The organism is Mesorhizobium sp. M7A.F.Ca.MR.176.00.0.0 (genome assembly GCF_004023165.1).
Lineage (GTDB): Bacteria > Pseudomonadota > Alphaproteobacteria > Rhizobiales > Rhizobiaceae > Mesorhizobium.
Window position 1 is genome coordinate 21,004 of the sequence record NZ_RZTC01000104.1, and the last position, 1,979, is coordinate 22,982.

The 1,979-nt window shown below is 64.6% G+C and carries 3 protein-coding genes; all 3 read right to left on the minus strand.

The genetic code is table 11. The features are described from left to right. Nucleotides 1-869, minus strand: an 869-nt coding sequence (locus EOB59_RS27030) for a phosphatidate cytidylyltransferase (RefSeq protein ID WP_128289624.1), incomplete at its 3' end; no start/stop codon positions are given. Continuing rightward, nucleotides 869-1,531, minus strand: coding sequence for a lysophospholipid acyltransferase family protein (locus EOB59_RS27035; RefSeq protein WP_128289622.1), 663 nt, complete (start codon nt 1,529-1,531; stop codon nt 869-871). The genes EOB59_RS27035 and EOB59_RS27030, both read right to left, overlap by 1 nt. Further along, nucleotides 1,528-1,974 carry a hypothetical protein gene (locus EOB59_RS27040; protein ID WP_245486773.1) on the minus strand — a complete coding sequence of 149 codons (447 nt, stop codon included), beginning with the start codon at nt 1,972-1,974 and terminating at the stop codon, nt 1,528-1,530. The genes EOB59_RS27035 and EOB59_RS27040 overlap by 4 nt, the downstream gene beginning before the upstream one ends. Nucleotides 1,975-1,979 lie beyond the last annotated feature (5 nt).

Genomic DNA, 1,979 nt, shown 5'->3' on the forward strand with positions numbered 1-1,979 from the left:
CGGTCCATCATGCCGCCATGGCCTTCGATCAGATGGCCCCAGTCCTTGACGCCCTGATCGCGCTTGATGGCCGAGGCGACCAGCCCGCCGAGAAATCCCATCGAGCAGGCGACGAAGGCCACGGCTGCTGCCTGCAGCGGCGAGAAGGGTGTCACGAACGATAGCAGCGCGCCGAGCAGGCTCGCCGACACCAGTCCGCCGATCAGCCCTTCCCAGGTTTTCGACGGCGAGACGTTCGGCGAAAAACGGTGTTTTCCAAATAGCTTGCCGAAGATGTACTGCAGCACGTCGCTGCCTTGCACGACGATGATCAGGAACGCGATCAGCAGCAGGGTGCGGCCTTCGAAGCCCGGCACCTCGAGTGTCAGCAGGGCAGGCACATGGCTGACGCAATAGACCGAGATCATCACCGCCCATTGCTGCGCGGCGATCCGCTCGAGGAAGCGTTCGGTGTCGCCATGCAGCGCCGTGATGGCCGGCATCAACAGGAAGCAATAGACCGGAATGAAGATGACGAAGAGCCCGTACCAGGCGGTCCACACCAGCCAGTATTGAAACGGTATGATGATGCCGAACATGCCGAGCAGCACCCAATGGTCGCTGCGGCGGGTGTGCGTCAGCGTCACGAATTCGCGCAGCGCGGCGAAGGAGATCAGAGCGAACAGGATGGTCATCCCGTAACGCCCGAAGAAGAAGGCGACCGTCATCAGCGCCACCATCACCCACCAGGCGTTGATCCGCTGGCTGAGATTGACCAGCGTCGAACTAAGCGGCTTCGGCGCTCGCGCCGAAAGTATGGTCGCGACGATGCTGGCGGTGGTCAAAACCGCCAGCAGGCCGATGATCAGGATGGAGATTTCGTGGCGCATCAATCGTCTCGCTCGGGACGCGGGTTGAGCGCCAGAAGCGCGGCGTGGGCGCGTTCGAGGAAGGCGCGGCGTTCTTCGCCCGGACCGATCGCCACCGGTGCGCCGAAGACGACGCGGCACAGCAGCGGCACCGGCAGGAACTGGCCCTTGGGCAGCACGCGCGACATGTTCTCGATCCAGCACGGGATCAGCTCGACCTGAGGCCGCGCCGTCGACAGATTGTAGAGCCCGGAGCGGAATGCCAGCAGCGGCTCTTCGGTCATGTTGCGTGTGCCTTCGGGAAACAGGATCAGCGAATGGCCCTGGTCGAGAACCGACAGCATGATCTCGATCGGGTTTTCCTCAGGTCTCGTCCACTGCCGGTTGATGAGCACGGACGACAGCATGTCCTGCGCGATGAAGCGGCGCAGCCGCGACTTTCCCCAATATTCGCCGGCGGCAACAGCATGGGTGATCGCGCGCTCCCTTTCGCTCAGGCAGGCCGACAGCAGGATGAAGTCGCCATGGCTGGTGTGGTTGGCGAAATAGATGCGCTGGCGGTCGGAGGGCAGGCTGCCGCTCCAGATCGGACGCACGCCTGTCACCATCCGGGCCAGCGCCGAGAGGCCGACGGAAGTTACCGTCTGCAGCAAGGTGAAGGTCTTGAGCGAAAGCCTGTTCATCGCGGCGCCAAAAACCCGGCCGCCAGAAGTGCTGCTGCAAACAGGGCCAGGGCGGCGCGCTGCTTGAACAGCAGGCGACGCGTGCCGGCAATGCGCTCATCGAGCGAGCGTGTCGCGGGCGGGGCCGTTTTCAGGCGCATGCGCGCCAGCATGTCGTCCACCGCGGCACCGCCGGAAGCTTCGTCATCATGGCTGGCCATGATGCGGAACAGCAGCGCGTCAAACGCCAGCAATGCCGACAGCGCCAGAACGGCGACAGCGCTCGCGGCTGTGATCGACAGCGCAACGGCCGCCGGCAAAGTCTCGAAGCCGCCGCGCGTCGAGGCAGCCAGCGGCGCAAGGATATTTGCCGCCACCACGATTGCGGCCGGCCACGCTGCCTGCCGCATCAGCATGCCGGCGAAGCGGTCGGTGCGGTCCTGGTAGGCATTGCCGGTCGCCACCAGCC

Coding starts and splice junctions, on each gene's coding strand:
- EOB59_RS27035 (WP_128289622.1), bottom strand. CDS start 1,531: ATGAACAGGCTTTCGCTCAAGACCTTCACCTTGCTGCAGACGGTAACT.